The 19,455-nt window shown below is 64.8% G+C and carries 17 protein-coding genes; 3 read left to right on the top strand and 14 right to left on the bottom strand.

Translation table 11 applies throughout. The features are described 5' to 3' along the window. Positions 1-80: 80 nt before the first annotated feature. Both IDM28_RS16015 and IDM28_RS16010 read left to right on the top strand, forming a co-directional pair. A complete protein-coding gene (locus IDM28_RS16015) occupies positions 81-386 on the top strand; it encodes a DUF5629 family protein (protein WP_101321369.1) in 306 nt (101 codons plus the stop codon). Beyond that, a complete protein-coding gene (locus IDM28_RS16010) occupies positions 349-1,488 on the top strand; it encodes a lactonase family protein (protein ID WP_410524678.1) in 1,140 nt (379 codons plus the stop codon). Before IDM28_RS16015 ends, IDM28_RS16010 begins: the two co-directional genes overlap by 38 nt. A gap of 1 nt (position 1,489) precedes the next feature. On the opposite strand, the gene IDM28_RS16005 is transcribed toward IDM28_RS16010, so the two are convergent. The 9 genes from IDM28_RS16005 to IDM28_RS15970 form a co-directional block, all read right to left on the bottom strand. Next, positions 1,490-2,083 (bottom strand): glutathione S-transferase, encoded by a 594-nt coding sequence (locus IDM28_RS16005; protein ID WP_188036450.1) that lies wholly within the window; start codon positions 2,081-2,083, stop codon positions 1,490-1,492. Continuing rightward, a complete protein-coding gene (locus IDM28_RS16000; RefSeq protein WP_188036449.1) occupies positions 2,080-5,724 on the bottom strand; it encodes an AAA family ATPase in 3,645 nt (1,214 codons plus the stop codon). Before IDM28_RS16000 ends, IDM28_RS16005 begins: the two co-directional genes overlap by 4 nt. Then, entirely contained in the window at positions 5,721-6,959 is a 1,239-nt protein-coding gene (locus IDM28_RS15995; RefSeq protein ID WP_150570225.1) for an exonuclease SbcCD subunit D C-terminal domain-containing protein, read from the bottom strand. Before IDM28_RS15995 ends, IDM28_RS16000 begins: the two co-directional genes overlap by 4 nt. 77 nt (positions 6,960-7,036) lie before the next feature. Further along, the gene (locus IDM28_RS15990) at positions 7,037-8,668 is read right to left on the bottom strand and encodes a BatD family protein (RefSeq protein WP_188036448.1); all 1,632 of its coding nucleotides are present in this window, start codon (positions 8,666-8,668) and stop codon (positions 7,037-7,039) included. Next, on the bottom strand, positions 8,665-10,077 hold the full coding sequence (locus IDM28_RS15985) for a tetratricopeptide repeat protein (protein WP_409077671.1): 1,413 nt from the start codon (positions 10,075-10,077) through the stop codon (positions 8,665-8,667). Before IDM28_RS15985 ends, IDM28_RS15990 begins: the two co-directional genes overlap by 4 nt. 98 nt (positions 10,078-10,175) lie before the next feature. Next, positions 10,176-10,253, bottom strand: coding sequence for a hypothetical protein (locus IDM28_RS24265; protein WP_409077670.1), 78 nt, complete (start codon positions 10,251-10,253; stop codon positions 10,176-10,178). Positions 10,254-10,385: 132 nt separating this feature from the next. Continuing rightward, the gene (locus tag IDM28_RS15980; protein WP_101321354.1) at positions 10,386-11,462 is read right to left on the bottom strand and encodes a vWA domain-containing protein; all 1,077 of its coding nucleotides are present in this window, start codon (positions 11,460-11,462) and stop codon (positions 10,386-10,388) included. Further along, a complete protein-coding gene (locus tag IDM28_RS15975) occupies positions 11,455-11,949 on the bottom strand; it encodes a DUF4381 domain-containing protein (protein WP_188036447.1) in 495 nt (164 codons plus the stop codon). Before IDM28_RS15975 ends, IDM28_RS15980 begins: the two co-directional genes overlap by 8 nt. Continuing rightward, positions 11,946-12,890 (bottom strand): DUF58 domain-containing protein, encoded by a 945-nt coding sequence (locus IDM28_RS15970; RefSeq protein ID WP_101321350.1) that lies wholly within the window; start codon positions 12,888-12,890, stop codon positions 11,946-11,948. Before IDM28_RS15970 ends, IDM28_RS15975 begins: the two co-directional genes overlap by 4 nt. Before the next feature lie 298 nt (positions 12,891-13,188). Here IDM28_RS15970 and IDM28_RS15965 point away from each other — a divergent pair, with 298 nt between their 5' ends. Then, positions 13,189-14,478, top strand: a complete 1,290-nt coding sequence (locus IDM28_RS15965) for a DUF2235 domain-containing protein (RefSeq protein WP_188036446.1) — start codon at positions 13,189-13,191, stop codon at positions 14,476-14,478. Positions 14,479-14,484: 6 nt separating this feature from the next. On the opposite strand, the gene IDM28_RS15960 is transcribed toward IDM28_RS15965, so the two are convergent. The 5 genes from IDM28_RS15960 to IDM28_RS15940 form a co-directional block, all read right to left on the bottom strand. Then, positions 14,485-15,444, bottom strand: a complete 960-nt coding sequence (locus IDM28_RS15960; RefSeq protein ID WP_101321346.1) for an AAA family ATPase — start codon at positions 15,442-15,444, stop codon at positions 14,485-14,487. A 195-nt stretch (positions 15,445-15,639) separates the two neighbouring features. Then, positions 15,640-16,968: an MFS transporter gene (locus IDM28_RS15955; protein WP_188036445.1), complete on the bottom strand. Its 1,329-nt coding sequence runs from the start codon at positions 16,966-16,968 to the stop codon at positions 15,640-15,642. Positions 16,969-17,006: 38 nt separating this feature from the next. Then, on the bottom strand, positions 17,007-18,200 hold the full coding sequence (gene lhgO, locus IDM28_RS15950) for an L-2-hydroxyglutarate oxidase (protein ID WP_188036444.1): 1,194 nt from the start codon (positions 18,198-18,200) through the stop codon (positions 17,007-17,009). A gap of 105 nt (positions 18,201-18,305) precedes the next feature. Next, a complete protein-coding gene (locus IDM28_RS15945; protein ID WP_103438073.1) occupies positions 18,306-19,016 on the bottom strand; it encodes a FadR/GntR family transcriptional regulator in 711 nt (236 codons plus the stop codon). 82 nt (positions 19,017-19,098) lie between these two features. After that, positions 19,099-19,452 (bottom strand): hypothetical protein, encoded by a 354-nt coding sequence (locus IDM28_RS15940; protein WP_101321337.1) that lies wholly within the window; start codon positions 19,450-19,452, stop codon positions 19,099-19,101. Positions 19,453-19,455: the final 3 nt, after the last annotated feature.

The raw sequence follows: 19,455 nt of genomic DNA, 5'->3' as shown, positions 1-19,455 counted from the left end.
TGCGGTCAGGCCGCTGCGGTGAGCAGCGGGCCTGGCCCGGGTTTGGTTATACTGGACGCTTTGCGCATCAAGGTAGCCCCATGACCACCCTCGCCACTGCCCTCGCCACCAGCGACATGCTCCTGATCGATGGCCTGCACGCCTTCGGTTTCACCTTCGACGCCAGCGGCCTGGTGATCGAATGCATGGACGGGCGCAACCTCAAACGCTGGAAATTCACTGCCGAACAGGTCGCGGCCGCGGTCGGCGCAGGCGAAGAGTGGCGCCTCAACGATGACCAGGGCGAGCATGAGCTAGTCTGCATGAGTGCCGTGTACGGCTCGGACGAAGACGATGATGACCAGGAAGATGATCAGCCGCAGCTGGAAAACCCTGTTGAGCGCTAGCGCATTGGGCGCGGTGCTCGGCACTGCGCAGGCGGCCACCCTGCTGGTTGGCAGCTATACCGAAGGCACTGCCAGCGAGGGTATCTATCGATATCAGTTCGATACAGCCAAGGGCCGTATCGAGCCGACCCCGCTGCAGGTGGTCAAGACGGTCAGCCCGTCCTGGCTGGTGCTGTCGGCCGACCAGCGCTTGCTGTTCGCCGTCAATGAAACCCCGCGCGGCCATGTCAGCAGTTTTGCAGTGAGCAGCAAGGGCGTGATCACGCCACTGAACCAGGTGTCCAGCGCCGGCGATGAGCCGACCCACGCCAGCCTCAGCCAGGATCAGCGCTACCTGTTCGTCGCCAACTACGCGGTCGCGCCCGACCCGGGTGGCAGCCTGGTGGTGCTACCAGTGGCCAAGGACGGCAAGCTCGGCGACAAGGTGCAGCAGTTGGCGCACATGCCAAGCAAGGTCAACTCGGAGCGCCAGGCCGGCGCCCATGTGCATTCGGTCGTGCCTTCGGCCGAAGGCCTGCATCTGTACGCCAGCGATCTGGGCGCCGACCGGGTGTTTGTCTACGCCTATGACGGCGCCAGCCCGATGCAGCCGCTGAGCCCGGCAACGCCGGCTTCGGTGAGCCTGCCGCCGGGCAGCGGCCCGCGCCATCTGTTGTTTGACGCGCTGGGCAAGCACGCCTATCTGACCCTCGAGATGAGCGCTGAAGTGGTGATGTTCGATGTGCGTGACGATGCCCTGATCGAGCGCCAGCGCCTGCCGCTGACCGACAGCCAAGACCCTGCCGCCAAGGCCGGCGGCGGCTTGCACCTATCGGCCGATGGGCGTTTCCTCTATGTCAGCAATCGCGGCACGGCCAATCAGATCGTGGTGTTTGCGATCGGCAAGCAAGATGGCCAGTTGAGCCTGTTGCAGCGGCGTTCGGTTGAGGGCGACCACCCACGTGAATTCGCTATCGATCCAAGCGGCAAGTATTTGCTGGTGGCCAACCAGAAGAGTAATCAGATCGTGGTCATGCACCGCGACCCACGCACTGGCCAACTCGGTGAAACGCTGCAGAAGTTCGACCAGCCGGCCCCGTCGGACCTGAAGTTTCTCGACTGAGTCAGCGCGCCATCACGGCCTTGAACAGGTCTGACGCAAGCCAGCCCTGCAACCAGTCACGCAGCTGGGGGTAGGGCGCCTCGGCGAACCATAAAGGCTCGACCCCGGCGAACTGACGCAGCAACGGCAACAACGCGGCGTCGGCCAGGCTTGGGTGCTGGGCCAGCAGGTACGGCCTGCCTTGCAGCAGCGCCTCCAGCTCCTCAAGCCATGATTCGGCCTGCAGGCGGTACTCCTCGCGAGTGTGCTCGGGGTAACGCTCGGCATACTTGTACAGGTTGACCTGAGCCTTGAAGGTGCTGTCATTGCGAGCAATCAGGGCGTCCACCTGCACAGCTGCCGCTGGATCATCGCGTAGTAGCCAGTCCTGCGGGTCATGCTGAAGCAAGGCCCAGCGCATGATATCCAGGCTCTCTTCCAGCACCCCGGCGCCGGTGTCCAGCACCGGCACCGTGCCTTTGGGCGACAACGCCAGCAGCTCGGCCGGCTTGTGCTTCATCGACACTTCACACACCTCGACGGTGCAGCCAGCATACGCCAGCGCCAGCCGCGCGCGCATGGCCCAGGGGCAGCGGCGAAACGAGTAGAGGATCATCCGCAGACCTCCACCTCGCTCAGGCCATTGCCCTGGCGCCGGACCTGGATCTGCACCGGGATGCGCTCGTGCATCTCCTGCACGTGGGAGATCACTGCCACCTTGCGCCCTTGCGCCTGCAGGCCGTCCAGCGCATCCATCGCCAGTTGCAGTGACTCGGGGTCAAGGCTGCCGAAACCTTCGTCGATGAACAGCGATTCGATGCGCAGGGTGCTCGAGGCCATCGAGGCCAGGCCCAGGGCCAAGGCCAGCGATACCAGGAAGGTCTCGCCGCCGGACAACGAGTGCACCGAGCGCAGTTCGTCGCCCATTTCGGTATCCAGCACCAAGAGGCCCAGTGCGCTGCCGCCACGCTTGAGGCGGTAGCGCTTGGCCAACTGGCGCAGTTGGCTGTTGGCATGGTGCAGCAGCAGGTCGAGGTTGTAGCCCTGAGCGATCTTGCGGAACACATCGCCCGAAGCCGAGCCGATCAAGCTGTTCAGGCGCGCCCAGCGTTGCCACTGTTGCTGGGCCTGCTCGATTTCAGCGGCAAGGGCGCTGTGCGCGTGCTGCCGGCGTTGGTCGTCGGCCTGCTGCGCGCGCAGCTCGGCGCATTGTTGCTCATGCCCGACCAGCTGTTGCTGCAAGTCGGCGAGGTGCTGCTCGAGTTGCTCGCTGGACAGCTCGGTCCGAGCCTGTTGGTTGTGCTGTTGCAGGCGCTGCTCGCGCTCCTGCAGCAGTACCCGGCCTTGCTCGATGGCCTTGTCGACGCTATGCAGTTGCTGGCGCAGCGCGTCCAGCGTGGCTTCATCGACACTGAGCAAGCGCTCAAGGCCCGCATCATCGAGTTCTGGATGGGCCGCTCGCCATTGGCTGATCTGGCCCTGCAGCGTCTGCTGTTCCTGCTCCAAGGCCTGCTGGCGTTGCTGATTGGCCTTGAGTTCAGCAGCCAGTTGCACGCTTTGGCTGTGGGCGTCCTGCAGCGCTTGCACGGTGCTGGCCTCAACGCTGCGGGCGTGCTCGACCTGCTGCTCAAGGTGCTGCTGCCAGGCACCGGCATTGGCGTGTTCGCCAAGCAGTTCGGCGAGCACGCTGCGCGCCTGTTGCTGCTGCTCGGCAAGGCTTGCGAGTTGTCTGTGCAGCTCGCTCTGGCGTTGCAGCCGGCTCTGCTGCTGGTCGGCCAGACGCTGCTGCTGTTGCAGGCGTTGTTGCTGCTCGTTTTGCTCGTCCTTTTGCTGCTCCAGCTGTTGCAGGCGCTGGGCCACCTGTTGATCGAGGGCGAGAAACGCATGGGCTGGCTCGTCGCGCAGGGCCTTGAGGATATCGCCGGGCAGGATCTCGGCAAAATCGGCCAGGGTCTGCTCCAGGCGTTGCTGATCGGCGGCCATGGCCTGGTGCTGCTGATCCAGGCGCTGCTGTGCTTGCTGCTGCGCGTCGCTGGCGGCCTGCAGTTGCTGGGTCAGTCGGGCGGCGTCTTTCTGCAGGGTGAGCAGGGCGCTCTGGCGCTGCTCGTCGCGGTTGATTTCTTCTTCGAGGCGGCGCAGCTGGCCGTCCAGCCAGGCACTGCGGGTGCTGTCGGTTTGGGTGCTGAGCGATGGCCACAAGGCGTGCGCTTGCAGCTCCTGCTGCAGCGGTAGCAGTTGTTCGCTCAGCTGTAGCTGTTGCTGCTGGTACTCCTTGCCCTGGCTGTTGAGCATGCCGACCTGGGTGCGCAACTCGACCACGCGGGCATTGAGCGCCTCGACCTGAGCCAGCGCTGCAGCCTCTTCGACCTGGTCATGCCGGCCCAGGCTTTGCAGCAGGGCTTCAGGCTGATGGAACGGGTGCTCGGCGCTGCCGCACACCGGGCACGGCTCGCCATCACGCAGTTGCCCGCGCAGCTCCTCGACACTGGTGTTGCGCGCCAGGCGTTGGCGTTCAAGCAGTTGCCGGGTCAATGTCAGAGCCTGCTCGGCGGTGTCCAGTTCGGCCTTGGCCGCCTGGCCTTCGCTGATCAGTTGCTGACGCTGCTGCAAGCCTTGCTGCTGACGTTCGCGCACGCTGTGCAGGGTGTGCTGCAGTTCCTGCTCGCGAGCGTGCAGGCGGGACAATTGCTCGACCGCGCGCTGCTGCTTGCGCTGCTCCTGGAGCAAGGTCCCGAGCAGGTCCAGCTGTTCGGCCAGGGCGTGCGGTTCGGCGCCGGCTTCGTGGAACAGCAGCTCGATGGCGGCGCGTTGCTCCTGCAGCAGGGCATTGGCCTGGCTGGCCTGGGCTTGCAGGCTGGGCAACTCGTCGCGGCCTTGGCTGAGGCGGTTGCCGATCTGCAGCAGTTGCTGCAACTGGCCGCGGTAGGCCTGCCAGGCGCTGCTGATAGCAGCCAGTGCGGCGCTGTCGGCCAGCGCGGCGTCGATGGCGGCGAGCTGCTGCTGGCTGTGCTGCTGCTGTTGCTCAAGCTGCTGCAGCTGCGACTGGCCTTCGCTGACGGCCTGATCGGCTTGGGCACCGACAGTGGCCAACTGCGCCAGCTCTGTGTCGAGGCGGGCCAGGTTGTCCTGAGCAGCAAACGCCTGGCGCAGGTTCGCGGCGCTGTCGGTGTGTTTAGCCTGCGCTTGTGCCAGCGCCTCGCGGGCAGCTTGCAGGGCCTGCTGCAACTGCTCGCTATGGCTGTGCAGGTTGCGCTGCTCAACCAGTTGCGCCGCGACCGCTGCGGCCAGCGGAGTAAGCTCGCCGGCCAGCGCCAGTTGCCGCTGGAACTGATGACGCTGCGGCGCCAGGCGCTCGAGGTGTTGCAGGTCCAGGCGCTGTCCGGCCAGTTGCTGCCAGTCGTGTTCGGCACTGTGCGAGGCCTCGCGAGCCGCGCTGAGTTGCTGCTGCAGCTGCACCTGATCGCGCAGCCAGGCGCGTTGCTGGTCCAGTTCGCGTTCGCGCGCCTGCTCGGCCTTGAGCAGCTGTTGCGCCTGCTCCAGGCGCTGGTCAAGCTCGGTACGCTCGGTTTCGACCATCGGCAGCAGGTGGCTGGCGCGCTCCTGCAGGCCCTGATAGACCTCGCCGGCCTGCTTGGCCTTGGCAAACGCCCGTTGGCCGAGGCGGGTGTAGATGGCGGTGTTGGTGAGCTTTTCCAGCAAGTCGCTGCGCTCGCGGTCATCGGCCTTGAGAAACGCGCTGAACTCGCTCTGGGCGAGCATCACGGCGCGGGTGAACTGCTCGAAGTTCAGGCCCAGGCGTGCCTCGACCAGTTGCTTGTATTCGTTCTTGCCGCTGCCCAGCAGTTGCTCGCCATCCAGGTCGTAGAGGCTCTGGCGACTCATCTGCAACTTGCCATTGGCCTTGTCGCGGGCGCGGTTGGCCTCCCAGCGGGCGCGGTAACGCTTGCTGTCGATACCGACGAAGTCGACTTCGGCATAGCCGCTGCCGGTGCCGCGCCGCAGCAGGTTGCGCGGGTCATAGGTGGGGATGTCGCCATCGGCGTCCGGCACCTTGGCCTCACGGCCGATGTCATTGAGCCGCGGCACGCTGCCGAACAGCGCCAGGCACAGGGCGTCGAGCAGGGTGCTCTTGCCGGCACCGGTGGGTCCGGTAATCGCGAACAGGCCGGCACTGGCCAGCGGTTCGGCGGTGAAGTCGATGTCGATCGGGCCTGCCAGCGAGGCGAGGTTTTTCAGGCGAATGGCCAGAATTTTCATGGCTGTTCCTCCTCCAGCTGCACATCCTGCAGGAGCAGGGCAAAGTCGCTCAGGGTCTGCTCATCGACCGGGTTGCCGTAGGCCTGCTCCCAGACGCGGCTGAACAGGTCTTGCGGAGTCATCTGACTGAGTTCGACGAACTGCAATTGGTCCTCGTCCAGCGCGCTGCGGCCGGCGTACTCGGCGCTGATCCGCACCAGCCGCACCGCTTTGCCTTGCAGGGCGCTCTCGATCTGCTGGCGCAGGTCGGGCTGCGGTTCGTCGAGGCGCACACGTACTTCCAGCCACGGTTGACGGTTGGGGTCTTCCAGCAGGTCGATCACCGGCAGCTCGGCCAGTTGCTCGAGCAGCTCGGCCAGCGGCGCCGGGCCGATCCGCTGCAGCGCCACCGCCCGTGGGACCAGGCGCGGCTCGACGCTGACCAGTTGGCTGCCTTCAAGCTCGATCTCCAGCACCTGGTGCGGATAGCCGATCTCGGCAAACGACAACGGAATCGGCGAGCCGCTGTAGCGGATGCGCTCCTCGCGGTTGACCTTCTGCGGCTTGTGCAGATGGCCCAGGGCAACGTAACTGATGGCGGGATCGAACAGCTTGGCCGGCAGCGCTTCGGCGTTGCCGATGATCAGGCTGCGTTCGGAGTCTTCCGAGATCGAGCCACCGGCCATGTGCGCATGGCTGATGGCGACCAGCGCCTGGTCTTTCTTGCGCTTGGCCATGGCGGCTTTGATCAGTTGCTGGTGCACCTGGGTGATGCCCTGCACATAGTCGTCGCCCAGCTGTGGGCCGGTGACTTCGGCCGGGCGCAGGAACGGCAGCGCCAGGCACCAGGCGGCGACCTTGCCACGGCTGTTGGTCAGCGGGATCAGCAAGCGCTCAGCGTCGAGCTGGCCCTCATCGAGCCAGTGCACCCGGCCCAGGGCATGGGTGCGCAGGCGGCGCATGAGCAGGCCGGGCAGCTCGATGCGCGAGCCGGAGTCGTGGTTGCCGGCGATCATCACGATGTCCAGCTTGGGCTGTTGCTCGTGGGCCTCGACGATGAACTGGTAGAGCCGCTCCTGGGCTTTGACCGGCGGGTTGACCGTGTCGAAGATATCGCCGGCGATCAGCAGCGCATCGGGTTGGCGCAAGTGCAACTGGCCCAGCAGCCAGGTGAGAAAGCAGGCGTGTTCGAAGTCGCGTTCCTGGCCATGCAGGCTTTGGCCAAGGTGCCAGTCGGAGGTGTGGAACAGACGCATGAATAACCTGTTTGAAGTGAATTCGAGGGAAGCAGCGGTCGCGGCGCATGGTAACTCAACGGGTCAGCCGCGCCGGGCTACTTCGGATAGAGCGGCGGCAAGCTGCCGCCATCGCCGACCGGGTCGAGCAACTGCTCGGCCGGCGGAATCGCATTGATCGCACGCCACAGATCGTCGCCCTGCCAGTGCTGGCCGCTCTCGCTGTACAGCGCGCCGTTCAAGCCATCCAGCGCATCCGACAGCGGCACGAAGCGCGCCGCCATCTCGGCCAGCGTCTCCGGATGCTGGCGCGCCCAGGCATCCAGGGCCTGGCGGGTCGCCTGCGGGTCGTTGGCCTGGCACGCGCGTTTAAGGTCATCGAGCAAGGTCCGCGGGCTCGGGCCGGTCTGCGCCGCACGCAGCACCGCTGGCTGCGAGCGGGCTCGCCACCACAGGGTGAAACCGAGCACAGTGCTCAGGGCCAGCAGCAGGGTTGCCAGTTGCCACGGCCAGAGCAGGCGACTGGATGAACTGCTGTCACCCACCGGCGTCTCGGCGCTCAGGGCCGGGTTGTCCTGCACGCTGAGGCTGCGCGCCGGCAGGCTGGTGTTTTCCAGATGGTCTTCGCGGGTGTTCCACCAGGTGACTTCCAGCGCCGGCAGGGTCAACTCGCCGCTGTGGGTCGGCACCAGCGCTTCGCGCTCTTCGCGGTTGGCGGTCATGCCGCGCTCGGTGACCTCGTTGCGCAGCAGTGGCTGGTCCGGGTAGCGGCGCAGGCCGATGATTTCGGTGGCCGGCAGCGGCGCCAGCTGGGTGCTGGAGAGGCCGTCGGCGCGCAGCGTAATACTGCGCGTCAGCGAGTCGCCGATCTGCACGGTTTGTTTGCTCGGGTCCGGGTTCCAGTGTTCTTCCAGGGTCAGGCTGCGCGCCGGTAGCCAGGCGGCGCCGGCTGGGTAATTGGCCGGTATCGGCCGCACGCTCAGGCGCAGCGGCAACGAGCTGACCTGGACCTGGCGGCCTGCGCGCGGGGCAGCAGACGGCTGCTCGCCGGTATCAGCGGCAGCAGCGGTGGCGGTAAAGGTCATCGGTGGAATATCGAGCGTGCCGCTTTGCTGCGGATACAGCGCGTAGCGCGTTTCGATCACGCCATGGCGCACGCCGTTGATCTCTTTCTCATAAGTACGCGACTCACCCAGCGGCTCGACCTTGGCGTTGTCCAGTTGCAATGGGCTGAGGCTACTGTCGTCATACAGCGACACCGAATGATAGATGCGCAGGGTCAGCACGGCCTGGGCCTGAACGTAGACATCGTTGTTGTCCAGGGTCGCCTCGACGAACACCTGCGAGGCGCTTTCCGGGCGGTTGTCGCCGGCCTGCAGCACTTGCACCTCGATCGGCTGGCTGAACGACTGGCCCAGTTGCAGCGCGGGAATGCTCAGGCTGCCGCTGCGCCTTGGCAGCAGGGTGATGATCCAGCGGGTGCTGGCGCGGGTCTCGCCATCCAGCGTGTGCAGGCTGTTGAGCTGGCGCGTGCCACGCACATCGAAGTCGCCCTCCAGCGCACGCAGGTCGGGTTTGCCGAACTGGGTGACGTCCTCGCTTTCGAGGATCAGCTCCAAGGTTTCGCCGGCTTCCAGGCGGGTGCGATCGACGCTGGCCTGCAGCGGCGGTTGGGCCTGGACCTGAAGCATCCAGAGCAGACTGACAAGCAAGACGCCGCAGCGACTCATCGTGGGGTTTCCTGATGCAATTGCTGTTCATACCAGAATTTGCGCCGCAGCAGCTGCGCAGGGTTGTCCGGGATCTCCCGCAGCCACTGTTCCAGGGCCTGGCGTTGTTCGCCATCGAGGCTGGTGGAAACCGGGCGTTGCGGCGGTTGGGTAAGGTTATCGTCGTCACCCGCCTGATTGCCGGCGGGGGGCGGGGTGTTGCTGGCGCTGTCGCCTTGCTCCTGGCCGGCCTTGGCCTGGGGCTGGTCGGCATCGCCGGGTGCCTGATCGCTGGCCGAGCTGCTGTTGCCGTCGGTGTCCTTGCCGGGGGCGCCTTGTGCATCTTCCTTGGCTTGCTGCTCTTCGGCTTGGGCCTTGGCCTGGCGCTGCAGCAACAATTGCTGGACCAGCGCCTGGTTATCCAGCGCCGCTTGTAGATCCGGGCGCCGTTCCAGGGCCTGCTCGTAGGCGTCCAAGGCGGCTTCCAGCTGATCGGCGCGAGCCAGTGCGTTGCCTCGATTGTAGTGTGCGGCGGCGGAACTGCCTTGGGCGAAGGCCTTGGCCGCGCCTTCATAGTCGCCGGCCTGGTACAGGGCCATGCCGCGCCATTGCGGGTCTTCGAAGTGGCGCGCGGCAGCGGCGGGGCGTTGCTGTTCCAGCAGGCGCTGGCCTTGCTGGTCGGGGCGCAGCCACAGGTCGTTGAATTCAAAGGCCTGGCTGGGCTGCGGCAGGGAGAACAGCAGCGGCAGGCAGAACAGCCAGCCACGCCGCCCGGCGCAGGCGGCCAACAGCAGCAGCGGTAGCAGCAACCAGTAACCCTGATCAGCCCAGCTGTCCAGTTGCACGGTCTGGCCGTCGCTGCGCAGGGCGCGTGGATTGTCGTACAGGCCCAGCCCGCGCAGGTCGAGGTCGTCGATGCGGGCGTGGCGGTAGCGGCCACCGGTGCTGTTGATGAAGCCCTTGAGGCTGGCGCTGTCCAGTCGTGGCAAGAGGATTGCGCCTTGCTCATCCTTGAGGAACTCGCCGTTTGCCTGGCGGACCGGCGCGCCTTCGCTGCTGCCGATGCCGAGCATCAACAGGTTTGGTCCTTGCCGGCCCAGGGCACGCAGAATGCCATCGCGTTCGCTATTGCTCAGGGATGAGCCGATCAATAGCAGGCGGCCTTGGCCGAGGCCGCTCTGGGCGAGCAGGGCCAGCCCCTTTTGCACGGCGAGGTCGGCGCGTTGGCCGGGTTGCGGCATGATCGACGGGTCGATCGCTTCCAGCAGGTTACGCGTGGTGCCAAGGTCATCCGACAGCGGCACCAGCGTGTGCGCACTGCCGGCGTAGACCACCAGCGCGGTCTGGCTGTCGCGGCGGTGCTCGAGCAGGTCGAGGATCTTGCGCCGGGCCTGTTCGAGGCGATTCGGCGTGCTGTCCTCGGCGAGCATCTGCGGGGTCAGCTCGAGCATGATCACCAGCGGGTCGGCCGGGCGCTGGCGGGTTTCCTCGACGCGTTGCCAGCTGCTGCCGAGCAGGGCCAGTACGATCAGTAGCCAGGCACCGCCGAGGGCGATCCATGGCAGCTTGCTGTTGCTGCCACTGCCGCCACCGAGCAATACCGCATGAAACTGCGCCGGCAGAATCATCTGCCAGCGGCCCGCGCGCTTGCGCCGATGCCACAGCTTGAACAGCAGCCAGACCAGCAGCGGCACGGCCAGCAACCACAGCGGGCGCAGCCATTGGGGCCACAGATCGATCATCGCCGCCTCCGCAGGCGCAGACGCTTGAGGCGCTGGCGCCATTCAGGGTGCGGTTGCAGAAAACGTGGCCGGCGCAGGGCGCGCTGCAGCAGGTTGTCAGGCCATAGCGTGGTAATCACCAATAACACGCTGAGCAGCAGCACCAGAGCCAGCGGCCAGGCGTAGAGTTCTTTCGCGGTGCGGGTCTGGGTCGGTTGCTGAGCGACCGGTTCAAGCTGATCGAGGCTGTCGCCGATGGCATCCAGTTCAGCACCATCATGGGCGCGGAAGTATTTGCCGTGGGTGATGTCGGCGATTTCGCGCAGCGACGCTTCGTCCAAGTCCAGACTTGGGTTGAGGCCGAGTAAACCGGGAGTGCCGCTGGCTTCGGGGTTGGCACCAATGCCGATGGTATAAATGCGCACGTTCTCCTGGGCCGCCAGGCGGGCCGCGGTCAGCGGATGAATCTGCCCGCCGTTGTTGGCGCCGTCGGTGATCAGCACCAGCACCCGGCTCTGCGCCGGGCGTTGGCGCAGGCGCTTGACGGCCAGGCCAATGGCGTCGCCGATGGCGGTATTTTTGCCGGCGATGCCGATTTGCGCTTCGTCGAGGAAGGTGCGCACGGTACGTCGGTCGAAGGTCAGCGGCGCTTGCAGGTAGGCCTCGCTGCCGAACAGGATCAAGCCGACCCGGTCGCCCTGGCGATCCTGGAGAAAGTCGCCCATCAGCGCCTTGACCAGGTCCAGCCGGCTGATTTCGTCGTTCTGCCACTGCATGTCGGGGAAGTCCATCGAGCCGGACACATCAACGGCCACCAGCAGGTCGCGACCGCTGGCTTCCACCGGTACCGGTTCGCCCAGCCACTGCGGGCGCGCCGCTGCCAACAGCAGCAGCAGCCAGATCAGCACGAACGGCGCCTGCTGGCGCCAGGTGGGCAGATTGAGACGGGCACGGCGCCCGGCCAGGCCTTCGAGTTCGTTCATGAAGCCGACCTTGAGCACCGGCTCGCCGCTGTCGGCAGCCGGCAGCACCAGCCGTGCCAGCCACGGCAGCGGCAGCAGCACGAAGATCCACGGCCAGGCCAGTTCAAACATGCTTGCGAATCCAGATTTCGACCGCCTGGCTGAGGCCGACGATGGCTTTGTCGTCGAGCTTGCACTCGGGCTTGTAGGTGCCTTCGACCAGCACCATCCAGCGGGTCAAGCCTGCCGCCGGGCAGCGGTTGTCGAGAAACGCCAGCCACTGCCGGCCACTCAGGGTATGGCTGTTGGCGCCCGGATAATGGTTGCGGCACAGGCGTTTGAGCAGCGCGTTGATCTGCTGCAGCCAGGCACCGGCCGGCGCGCCGTCGTAGGGGCGCGGCAGGCGCGCGAGTTCGGCCAGGGCTGCTTCGCGGACCGGGTCAAGCGGCAGTTCGGCGCGCACTACGCGGCGTTTGCCCGGGCGCCAGTAGCGTTGTCGCCACAGGCCCCAGGCGAGCACCGGCAGCAGTGCCAGCAGCAGCCACCAGCCGGGCGCCGGCGGCCACAGGCTGATCGCCGGCGGCGCCAGCAACGGTTGCAGCTCGTCCAGCGGGTTCACTTGCGGTGCCCCGGGCGCTGCGCGTTGAGGTATTCACGCAGTTGCTCGACCATCTCGCTCTGGGTGCTCAGCGGCATCAGCACCACACGCAGTTTCTGCGCCAGCAGTTCCCAGCGCTCGATCCGCGCTTCGGCTTGCTGGCGGTAGGCCTGGCGCAGATTGCCGTCGAGGGTATCCAGCTCCAACTGCGCGCCGCGTTGGCCGAAGCGCAGCAGGCCGGCGGCAGGCAGGGCATGATCGAGTGGGTCGGAAACCGGCATCAGCAGCACATCGCAATGGCGTGAGAGCATCGACAGATGCTGCTCGATGCCTTCGCTGAGGGCGCGCTCATCGCAGATGACGATGGCCAGGCTGCCTGGGCGCAGGACTTCGCGCGCCCGGCGCAGGGCCAGCGACAGGCTGTCGGCCTGAGGCACGGCCTCGGGGTGCAGTGACTGATTGACCTTGGCCAGGCGGTTGAGCAGCTGCAACAGGCTTTGCTTGCTGCGCCTTGGCTTGACTTCATAGTGCTCGTTATCGCCGAACACCAGCCCGCCGATGCGGTCGTTGTGGCCCAGTGCCGCCCAACCGAACAGCGCAGCCGCCTGAGCCGCCAGCACCGATTTGAAGGTCAGCCCGGAGCTGAAGAACAGGCGCTGGCTCTGCTCGACCATGATGAAGATCGGCCGCTCGCGCTCTTCATGGAACAGCTTGGTGTGCGGCTCCTGGGTGCGCGCGGTCACCCGCCAGTCGATGTTGCGCACGTCGTCGCCGGCCTGGTAGACCCGCACCTGGTCGAAATCGACCCCACGCCCGCGCAGCTTCGACAGGTGCAGGCCCACCAGCGGGCTGCGCTGGCCGGGCCGCGAGAACAGCTGAATCTCGCGCACGCGGTGGCGCATGTCGATCAGCTCGCTGAGACTGGTGCGGATACCGGGTTCGGCCAATTGTGCGGTGGGCATGGGCGTCAGGCGACCGCGAAGCCGCGCAGGTCTTGCCGCGCTATGCGTGCGTCAGGATGGTGCATGGTTGACGGTTCCTGGGTAGGGAGCGCATCGGCCAGGGGGCGAGCTGCGCAGAGCGCAATACTTTAAAGCATCCGCAGCATTGCCGACCAACGTGAATGCTAAAAAACTGACTGCAACTGCGGCGTGTGGCCTTCGTCTGCACCGCTGATCACACGGTACTCACAGATTTGGCTGATGCTCGCGTGCAGGCCGTGTGCCGTTCAATGGTGCCCTTGATCACGGAGGTTCAACCATGGCAACGGAACATGAGCCAACCACGCTGCGTATCGGCGTGTTTTTCGATGGCACAGGCAACAACCGCAGCAACGCCGTCAAAGGGGACGAGCCTGTGCCCGAGCAGGCAACGGGTAGCTACGCGAGTGCACTCTCCAATATAGCCTTGTTGTATGACGCCTACCCAGTCGCGCGAGGATTTCTGAGCCTGTATGTTGAAGGGCCAGGAACCCTCCAGGGCAAACCGGATTCCGACATTGGCTGGTATACCGGTAGCGGCGGAACCGGGGTTCGTCAACGCCTCGGGCAAGCTGCCTTGGCCCTGGCCGCGAAATTACAGGCCTGGCGACAGAGCCATCCCTCGGTGCAGCTTCAGGCGCTGAAATTTGACCTGTTTGGTTTCAGTCGCGGTGCGGCTGGCGCGCGAGCGTTTGCCAATGACCTAGGCAAAGGCACTCAAAGCCTGCTTGCGCAAGCCTGCGATTTCTCACCATGCCTGGGATGGGAGCAGGGCGTCGCTATCGACTTCATAGGTCTATTTGACACCGTCGGGGCCATCGTCGAACCGCTGAAGTTCAATTTCACCTCGACCAATGGCGACTACGGACAGTTGCATCTGGCCCTGGCGCCGGGCGTCGCCGGCAAGGTCATACAGTTGGTAGCGGCTGACGAGCATCGCTACAACTATCCGCTGGTCGCGACCGGCAACGACCTGCGTTTGCCCGGTGCCCATGCCGATCTCGGCGGCGGCTATCTGCAAGTGAGCCGCGAAAAAATCGACCTGTCTCGTGTGCAAACGAGTGATTTGAATGCGGATGCCGATCCGTTCGACAGCGAGGCTTACGCTGCGGCGCTCGCGCTGGCCGCAGACTATACCGATGTACCTGGGCTCACGCCGCAAGTGCGGGTGTGGGAAGCGCTGGCAGGCTTGCTTGGACACCGCAAGACCGTGAATGCCGTGCTGCATCGTGAGCGCGAGGTTCATGGTCATTTGTCGCGAGTCTATCTGAGGATCATGCATGCCCTTGCGGTCGACTCGCAGGTGCCGATGCAGCCGCTGTCGGCGCCCTCGCCAGGATGGGAGCTGCCTCAGGATTTGCTGGTTATCGCTGGCAAACTGGAAGATTTCGCCCTAGGCCGCTCGGCGGAGATTGGCCTGACCGAGACAGAGCGACACTTGCTGTACCGCAAATACGTGCACACCACGGCGAATTGGGAGGCATTCACTGCCTGCGGGTTTCTGCCAGACGATCTGGTCTATCTCAACCGCCCGGCTGATGAGGGGCGGTTGGTAGAGCCAAACGTCTGATCGGCCTCAGGCAACGGCAACCACATCAAGGATGCGCTGGACCACGCGGTCCTGATCGACCCCGGCCGCTTCCGCCTCGAACGACAGGATCACCCGGTGGCGCAGCACGTCGAACAGCACCGCCTGGATATCCTCGGGGCTGACGAAGTCGCGCCCGGCCAGCCAGGCGTGCGCACGGGCGCAACGGTCAAGCGCGATAGATCCACGCGGGCTGGCGCCGTAGGCGATCCAGTCAGCCAGGTCGCTGTCGAACTTGGCCGGGGTGCGCGTGGCCATCACCAGTTGCACCAGGTATTCCTCCACTGCATCGGCCATGTACAGGCCGAGGATTTCCTTGCGCGCAGCAAAAATCGCCTGCTGGCTGACCCGCCGCTCGGGCTTGGTCTCGCCATTGAGCGCCTCGCCGCGGGCCTGCTGCAGAATGCGCCGTTCGACTGCCGCGTCGGGGAAGCCCATCTTGACGTGCATCAGGAAGCGGTCGAGCTGAGCTTCGGGCAGCGGGTAGGTGCCTTCCTGCTCGATCGGGTTCTGCGTGGCCATCACCAGAAACAGCGGCGACAGGTCGTAGGTGCTGCGGCCGACACTGACCTGGCGCTCGGCCATGGCCTCGAGCAGTGCTGACTGAACCTTGGCCGGCGCGCGGTTGATCTCGTCGGCCAGCACCAAGTTGTGAAAGATCGGCCCCTGCTGGAAGACAAAGCTGCCGGTTTCCGGGCGGTAGATCTCGGTTCCGGTGATATCGGCGGGGAGCAGGTCGGGGGTGAACTGGATGCGGTGGAATTGCGCCTCGACGCCCTCGGCCAGCTCCTTGATCGCCTTGGTCTTGGCCAGCCCCGGGGCGCCTTCGACCAGCATGTGGCCATCGGCAAGGAGGACGATCAGCAGGCGTTCGACCAGTTTTTCCTGGCCCAGAATCTGGGAGGAAAGAAAGGTGCGTAGCGCGTTCAGCGCTTCACGGTGTTCCATCGGCGACGGTTCCTGGAGAGAGGCCGGGGAGTTGCCAGCAGGCAGCCCGGGCAGGGCCTGCTACTTTAATCCATCCGGGGTGGTGACGACCAATGGCAGAGGCGAAATTTATCGCTGGCACAGGCTGTTGGGTGTCACAGGCCACTGCCCTGTTTGCAGTGAGGTCGCCAACAGGGCGGTGGCGCTGGGCGGCCGTCAGTTTTTCGAGCTGGAGTGCTTGCGGCCTTGATCAAAGAACGCAAACACCACAACCAATATCCCGGCAATGGTCAGCATCAGCGCGACGCCGTCGGTGGAATGCGTCGCCGAGCTGGCCACCAGGGCCAGCCCGCCCAACGGCGCCAGGCCGCCGGCCACGGCGGTACCGACTTCGCGGCCCGTGCCAAACCCGGATGAGCGGGTCTGGGTCGGGAACTGGCGGCTGAGGAACGAGCCCTGCGGGGCAAACATCATCGGTGCCAGAATCCCGGTGCCGATCCCGATCGCCAGGTAGATCATGCTCGTCTCGCCGGTGCTCAGCAACTGCAGGAATGGGTAGGCGAACAGGGCAGACAGCACGCCACCCAGCATCAACACGGTCTTGCTGCTCCAACGGTCGCACAGCCAACCGAAGAACGGCACGGCAAAGATCGCAACCAGGCTGGCGATGGTCACCGACAGCGACGTGACGTGCGCCTCTACACCTTTGAACTGGGTCAGGTAGGCCAGCGAGAATGTCTTGAAGATGTAGCTCAGGGCGTTGTAGCCGATGGCGACGAAGAACACCACTGCGAGGCCTTTCAGGTCATTTTTGAACAGCAGTTTCAGCGGTGATATCTGCGGCTTGGCGTCGGAGCGATCGAGTTCCTTGAAGTCTGGGGTTTCCGGAATGCTCTTGCGCACCCACAGGCCCACTGCCACCAGCACGATGCTGGCAATGAACGGGATGCGCCAGCCACCGGCGAGCAGGAAGTCATTGCCATTCATGGTCAGCAGGTAGACGGTCAGCGACGACAGCAGCAGGCCCAGATTCAAGCCCAGTGCCGGCCAGGCGCCTTGGCTGCCGCGCTTGCCTTCGCTGGCATGTTCATAGGAGGTAACGGCCGCCCCCGACAGCTCTGCGCCCGCACCCAGGCCTTGAATGATCCGGATCACCACCAGCAGGATCGGCGCCCACACGCCGATCGTTGCATAGCTTGGAATCAAGCCGATCAGCGCGGTGCATACGCCCATCATGCAAAAGGTGATCACCAGTACGTGTTTGCGTCCGAACCGGTCGCCCAGGTAGCCGAACAGGACGCCGCCGAAGGGCCGGGCGATGAAGCCGATGGCGAATGTCGAGAACGCCAGCAGCGATGCCACGGCAGGGTTGCTAGCGTCGAAGAAGATCTTCGAGAAGACGATCGCGGCCATGGTGGCGTACAGGTAAAAGTCGTACCACTCCAGCATCGAGCCGAAAATGGTCGCCGCGGCCACTTTGCGCAGGCGTTTGCGTGTCTGTTCTGGCGTTTCACTTGCGGTCACTGCTGCTTGATGTACCGACATCTGATTGTCCTTATTGTCTTTGTAGTTAGGGGTGCAGCTCAGCGGGCGTTGAGGATCTTTTCGGCGATCATCTGACCGATCGGGATGGCCGAGGTGGCAGCGGGCGAGGGCGCATTGCAGACATGCACCATGCGCGGTGTCTCGGCGAACAGAAAGTCATGTACCAGGCTGCCGTCACGCATCACCGCCTGGGCACGGATGCCGGCTTCGTAGGGCAGCAGGTCGTCGACCTCGAGCGACGGGCAGTACTTGCGGCACTGCTGCAGATAGCCGCGTTTGAACAGCGAGTTCTTCATCTCGGCGGTACCCGAGCCGAGGTTGTTCCAGAGGGTTTTCCAGAAGCCTGGGAAACGCGCGAATTCGCCGATATCGGCCCAGTTGCGGGCGAACTTGCGGTAATCCTCGCGGGCAAAACCGAGTACCGCGTTAGGTCCGACGGTTACACTGCCGTCGATCATGCGGGTCAGGTGGACCCCTAGAAACGGCAGTTGCGGATCCGGAATCGGGTAGATCAGGTGGTTGACGATCTGGCTTTTGCTCGCAGGCAAGCGGTAGTACTCGCCACGGAACGGGATGATCTGGTGATCGATGCGCACGCCGGCCAGGCGTGCCAGGCGGTCGGACTGCAAACCAGCGCAGGCCACCAACTGGCGCGCCTGCCAGCGGTACTCGTCGCTGCATACCTCGACATGCTCGGAGTATTCCTTGATCGAGCGGACGCTGGTCGACAGGCGCAGCTCGCCGCCAGCGCGTTCGATTACCTTGGCCATTGCCTGGCACACCTGGCGGTAATCGACGATCCCGGTGGCATCGACGAACAGCGCGCCCAGCCCTGCGATGTTGGGTTCGCGGTGGTTGAGCTCAGCGGCGTCGAGCTGCTCGACCTTCAACCCGTTTTCCTGCGAGCGCTGATACAGCGCCTGCATGCGCTGCATCTCCAGTTCGTTGGAGGCAACCAGCAGTTTGCCGCAGACCTGGAAATGGATGCCGTGTTCGCTGCAGAAGTCTTTGGTCGCTTGCGCGCCGCGTTTGCACAGCTCGGCCTTGAGGCTGCCAGGCGCGTAGTAAATCCCGGCATGGATCACGCCGCTGTTGTGGCCTGTCTGGTGGCGGCCGAGGCTGGCCTCTTTTTCCACGATCAGCAACGAAGCGCCGGGGCGCTGCTCGAGCAGTGCCATCGCTGTGGCCAGGCCGACGATGCCGCCGCCGATGATCAAGTAGTCGTAAGTCATGCAGGGTACCTTGGCATTCTTGTCAGTGGATCTGCTTATCAGGTTGTCAGACTAAGTGGTGCGTTAAAAACCCTGCCTTGATTGGGCAGGGTCGGTTTGCTCGGTTCAGTTCAGTTCAGGAAGCTCAATTTTCAGGCGTTTGGCCGAGGCCCGCAGATGCGCTTCGGCGCAGCTCGCAGCGGCGTGACGGTCGCCATCGGCGATGGCCTGGTACAACGCCTGATGTTCCCGGTTGGCGTCTGCCGGGCCGCCTACCGCAGGCGACGCCGAGTTTTCCCAGGCACGCTGCCGCGCGGCGGCCAACTGGCTGCCGAGAAAGTCATGAAAGGCGACGAAGTAGTCGTTCTTGCTCGCCTCGGCGATGGCCCGGTGAAAGGCCACGTCGGCGGCCGCGGCGGCGGCCAGGTCATTGCGCGGGTCGAGCATCTGCTCCAGTGCTGCAGCGATGTTGCTCAGGTCGCCGGCATCGCGGCGACGGGCAGCGATGGCGGCCGCTTGGGTTTCGATCCACAGGCGCATTTCGAACATCTGCACCAGATCAGGCTTGCGCCCGTTGCTGCCGGGGAAGCGAAACACCGTGCCATGGGGCGTCTGCGAGATATACGAGCCCAGGCCACGACGGGCGATCAGCACCCCGTCGGCCTTGAGCTGAGCCACTGCCTCGCGCACCACCGAGCGGCTGACGTTGAGTTGCTCGGCCAGTTGCTGTTCGGTGGGCAGGCGTGCTTCGGCAGCCAGGCGGCCGCTGTCGATTTCCGCACGGATGGCGCCGACAACCCTTTCTACCAGAGTATCTGGGCGCTGTAGCTCTAACATGGACGGAGTGCCTATTGATCAGGTTGTCAGACAATGCCCGCTATCCGCTGTGTCTGTCAATTATTTCCCCAGCTCAGCCAGATTACAGCTCGCTGACGTAAGTGCCGGTGCCGTTCAGAATGATCCGTAAAGTCTCGTCGATCTCGGCCAGGTCATTGCCGTCACTGGTCAATACGATCTCCAGGGTCTCATCGCCCTTGAGGGCGTCGGTGTCACCGGCGGCAACTTCCAGCAGCAGGCGCTTGGCGCTGAAGGTGATTTTGATACCGTCCAGGGTCGACGGCTCATCGTCCAGGGTCAGGTCGACGGTGTCTTCGTCCGGGTAGCGGGTCAGCAGGAACATCTGGCCCTGGTCGCTGTGGCAGCACAGGGTCGCCATGTTGTCTTCTTCATCATCGCAAGGGGTGGCGAACAGCAGGGGGGTGGTCAGTTGCATGGT

It is taken from the genome of Pseudomonas sp. EZ-C24, assembly GCF_014525325.1.
GTDB classification, from domain to species: Bacteria; Pseudomonadota; Gammaproteobacteria; order Pseudomonadales; family Pseudomonadaceae; genus Aquipseudomonas; species Aquipseudomonas shirazensis.
This window is presented reverse-complemented; position numbering and strand designations above follow the sequence as displayed.

Coding starts and splice junctions, on each gene's coding strand:
- IDM28_RS16015 (WP_101321369.1), top strand. CDS start 81: ATGACCACCCTCGCCACTGCCCTCGCCACCAGCGACATGCTCCTGATC.
- IDM28_RS16010 (WP_410524678.1), top strand. CDS start 349: ATGATCAGCCGCAGCTGGAAAACCCTGTTGAGCGCTAGCGCATTGGGC.
- IDM28_RS16005 (WP_188036450.1), bottom strand. CDS start 2,083: ATGATCCTCTACTCGTTTCGCCGCTGCCCCTGGGCCATGCGCGCGCGG.
- IDM28_RS16000 (WP_188036449.1), bottom strand. CDS start 5,724: ATGAAAATTCTGGCCATTCGCCTGAAAAACCTCGCCTCGCTGGCAGGC.
- IDM28_RS15995 (WP_150570225.1), bottom strand. CDS start 6,959: ATGCGTCTGTTCCACACCTCCGACTGGCACCTTGGCCAAAGCCTGCAT.
- IDM28_RS15990 (WP_188036448.1), bottom strand. CDS start 8,668: ATGAGTCGCTGCGGCGTCTTGCTTGTCAGTCTGCTCTGGATGCTTCAG.
- IDM28_RS15985 (WP_409077671.1), bottom strand. CDS start 10,077: ATGCTCGCCGAGGACAGCACGCCGAATCGCCTCGAACAGGCCCGGCGC.
- IDM28_RS24265 (WP_409077670.1), bottom strand. CDS start 10,253: ATGCGGTATTGCTCGGTGGCGGCAGTGGCAGCAACAGCAAGCTGCCAT.
- IDM28_RS15980 (WP_101321354.1), bottom strand. CDS start 11,462: ATGTTTGAACTGGCCTGGCCGTGGATCTTCGTGCTGCTGCCGCTGCCG.
- IDM28_RS15970 (WP_101321350.1), bottom strand. CDS start 12,890: ATGCCCACCGCACAATTGGCCGAACCCGGTATCCGCACCAGTCTCAGC.
- IDM28_RS15965 (WP_188036446.1), top strand. CDS start 13,189: ATGGCAACGGAACATGAGCCAACCACGCTGCGTATCGGCGTGTTTTTC.
- IDM28_RS15960 (WP_101321346.1), bottom strand. CDS start 15,444: ATGGAACACCGTGAAGCGCTGAACGCGCTACGCACCTTTCTTTCCTCC.
- IDM28_RS15955 (WP_188036445.1), bottom strand. CDS start 16,968: ATGTCGGTACATCAAGCAGCAGTGACCGCAAGTGAAACGCCAGAACAG.
- lhgO (WP_188036444.1), bottom strand. CDS start 18,200: ATGACTTACGACTACTTGATCATCGGCGGCGGCATCGTCGGCCTGGCC.
- IDM28_RS15945 (WP_103438073.1), bottom strand. CDS start 19,016: ATGTTAGAGCTACAGCGCCCAGATACTCTGGTAGAAAGGGTTGTCGGC.
- IDM28_RS15940 (WP_101321337.1), bottom strand. CDS start 19,452: ATGCAACTGACCACCCCCCTGCTGTTCGCCACCCCTTGCGATGATGAA.